A 3,657-nucleotide genomic window follows, 5' to 3' on the forward strand; every position below is an offset into this window, starting at 1 on the left:
GTTCAGCCCCTTCGGCCGGTCCACCGGGACCAGTTCGTGGGCGTCATCGAGGTCGTACTCGGCGAACCTGCCGAGCATCGCGGTCAGCTCGTACGGGTAGACCGTGTTGCGACTGGCCGCACGCAGCACCTTCTGCCGGTAAGCGTCCAGCGGTTCCAATGGCTCCAGCGACGGCTCCTCGACACTCACTGTCGGGTTTCCCAGGGCATTGAATCGCACGTGCACCGCCACCTTCATCAGATCGCCGGTGCGCGGATCCTGATATCGGGCGATGAGAACGATCTCCTCCAAGCCGGTGTTGAGAGTTGTCGCCAGTACGCGGTCGGCGACGTCGCGCAGTTCCCGGGGCGCGAGGGTGATCGGCGGCCAGACGTAGACCACGATCCGGTCAGTGGCGAAGCGGTTGCGGGCGGGCTGGCGCGCTCGGGTGCGCACGATCGAGTCGAGGCAGGCCGCGATGGCGTTCTCGGCTGTCGGCACCGCCACCAGACGGCCGTCGCCGTCGCGCAGTTCGGTCAGGTCGCGGATCTGGGTCAGTGCGACTAGTCGTTCGTCGTCCGGGTTGGTTCGGGCCACGCACCGGAAGAGGTAGACCTCTTCGTCCGATGACCGTAGCCGGGTCAGGTCGAACTTGTGCAGTCGGTCGAGCTGCATCCGTTCGGCGATGTGGGGATGCAGGCCGCGGATCAGCCGCTGCTCGGCGAGTCCGGTTCCGGTGCGGCGGAACGTGAAATGGCGGTGCATGAGCGCGTTTCGGCGCCCCGCGACCGTGGTGGTTACTCGGCCGACCTGGTCAGGCAGCGGATGCGCGCTGATCACCTGCTGGAGTGCGATCGCGGCGTCCGCGTCGGCGTCGGGTTGCCTGTTCCACAGGAGGTAGATGTCGGCGTCCAGGGCGCCGTCGGAAGCGCCGATCTCGGCCAGGCCGTCCAGCGCATCGCCGAGCCGCGCGAACGGTACCGCTGCGGACGCGAGCCGCGAGCCGCCGCGTTGGGCGACCACGAAGGTGCAGCCGACCGCGTTCGCCGTCTGTACTCCAGTCAGGCCCTTGTTTCCGTAATACCGGCGGGTGAGGACCTCAAGCATGACCGAGTTGTCCAGATCCAGCCGGGCCAGGCGCTGTCCGAGCAGCCTTACCAGCGGCTCGGTACTGCGCACCATTTCGGCTATGCGCGCGCCACGGTCCTCGGCCTGCGGATTCTCGTCGAGGTAGTGCAAGTGCCTGCGGACCCCGGCGTACACTCGAGCCCGGTTGCGGCGCAGCAGCGGCTGGCCGAACCACGCGTACACCACGGCCCGCGCCAAGCCGGCGACCGCGGGGAAGCGCAGCTGGGTGACGGCGATCAACCGTTCCAGCACGCGACCCGCGGGCTCGCGTTCGGCTGCGGGCGGCAGCGGGTCGTTCAGCCACTCCTGGAGCACGGCGGCGACGATGGACGCGTGCTGGGGCGCCTTTTGACGCGCCAGGAAGATGCGGAACACCGCCGCCTCCAGCTGCGCGCTGCGCTCCAAACGCGAGACCCCGTAATGGGAGAACGCCTTCATCAGCGTGCTCTGAAACGCTTCCGGCAGTCCGGCGCGTTCGACATCAAGGCTCTGCAGGTAGGTGTGGAAATATTCACGCGCGCTGTGCACATGATCGGCGCTGGCGGACTCGCCATATCTCGGCCGGTCTACCGCGAGCTCGGCGAGGTTCGTGAACGCCTCGATGAGGGCGAGTTCAGCGGTCAGCCTGCCGCCGCCGCCGTCAACCGCCGCGCGGGCAGCGAGGTAGTCCTTCAGGACGTGGTCCTCCTCCAGCGGGTCTATGTCATAGCCCAGCAGGAGGCTGTGAAGGTCGTCAATGCCCTGAGACGGGGCCGGCGTGTTGTCAAACATCGCTGAGGCCTGACTTACGTCCGCAGCGCCCGCAGTGCTTCCATCGTCCTCGACGATCGGTTCGAGCCGCAGCAGCGGAGCGCCGGTCTCGACCTGGCAGCCGACGGCGACCGCCAGTTCCCGCACCCGTGCGCTATAAGGTGCGCGCAGCACCGTCTCCATCTTCATGCTCTCCAGCACCAGAATCGGCGCGCCGGCCTCGACCTCGGCGCCGGCTTGTGCTGGTGCGGCTATCACCAGCGCGGGAGCGGGGGAGCGGATGACGCCGCCCTCATCGCGGCTGACCCGATGGGTGACGCCGTCGACGTCGACCAGGTGTACCGGGCCGTGAGTGGCGCTCAGCAGTCGATAACGCCGACCGTTGACCTTGATCTGGCCGGAGTGCCGGTCGAAGCGGTCCAGTTCCACAACGGCGGTACGGACCTGTTCGCCGGCCTCGATCCCGACCTGGTATCGATGCGCTCCGATGCGGGCCGTCCGCACCTGGTAGGTGGCGGCGCGCAGCTTGAGAGCCAAGGGCCGTCCGGATTCGTGCTGCACCTGCGGGCGCCCGCCGGAGGCGGTGGACAGCAGCCGCGTACGCTCCAGCCGTTCTCTTTCCTCGTAGGCGTCGATGGCGGCGGCGGCCAGCGCCACGGCGGCGTTTCGGTGCGGAACCAGGCGGCCTTGGGCGCGGACGCGGTCGAGCCAGCCGGTGTCGGCGGAGGCGTCGAGGAACTCGGGCTGCTCCAGCAGATCCAGCACGAAGCTCTTGTTCGTGGTGCCGCCCTCGATCAGGACGCCGGTTTCAGCCATCGCGCGACGCAGCCGGCCCAGTGCCTCGTCGCGATCCCGGCCGTGGGCGATGATCTTCGCGATCATCGAGTCGAAGTCGGCCGGGATGGTGTCGCCTTCGGACACACCGGTGTCCACCCGGATCCCGGGACCGGCAGGCAACACCAGGCGGACGATCCTGCCGGGGGAGGGGGCGAAGTCGCGGTCGGGGTCCTCGGCGTTGAGCCGCGCCTCGATCGCGTGCCCGCGCTCGACCGGCCGCTCGCCGCTCAGCTTGCCGCCGGACGCCACGTGCAGTTGCGCCTTCACCAGGTCGAAGCCGGTAGTGGCTTCCGTGATCGGGTGCTCCACCTGTAGCCGGGTGTTGACTTCCAGGAATGCGAACTGCCTGTCGCCGGGGTGATAAAGGAACTCCACCGTGGCCGCACCCCGGTAGCCGACGCGCAACGCGAGCCGCTCGGCCGAAGCTTTCAGCTCCGCGACCTGGTCGCCGGACAGCACCGGCGAGGCCGACTCCTCGATGATCTTCTGGTTGCGCCGCTGCACGGAGCAGTCGCGCACGCCCAGCGCCCAGGCGGTGCCCTGGCCGTCGGCGATCACCTGGACCTCGACGTGCCGCGCCCCGGTGACCAGCCGCTCGAGGAACACCACGCCGCTGCCGAACGCCCGCGCCGCCTCCTGGCTGGTGCGTTCGTACACCTCGACCAGCTCGGCCTCGTTCGTGATGACGCGGATGCCGCGCCCGCCGCCGCCCGCGGTGGCCTTGAGCATCAGCGGGTAGCCGACCTGCTCGGCCGAGCGGACCGCGGCCTCCAGGGTCTCGACCGCGCCGCGGCTCCACGGCGCCACCGGGACGCCGACCTCCTCGGCGATCAGCTTCGCGCCGATCTTGTCGCCGAGCTTGCGCATCGCCTGCGCGCTCGGGCCGACGAACGTGACGCCGATCCGGTCGCACAGCTCGGCGAACGCCGGGTCCTCGGCGACGAAGCCCCAGCCGACCCAGGC

General features: G+C 69.3%; 1 protein-coding gene. It reads right to left on the reverse strand.

Annotated elements, in window-relative coordinates:
* Positions 1-3,657: acetyl/propionyl/methylcrotonyl-CoA carboxylase subunit alpha (locus VFB40_RS07955; RefSeq protein ID WP_324848653.1), on the reverse strand; the 3,657-nt coding region annotated here is incomplete at both ends.

Source organism: Actinocrinis sp., assembly GCF_035650855.1.
Lineage (GTDB): Bacteria > Actinomycetota > Actinomycetes > Streptomycetales > Catenulisporaceae > Actinocrinis.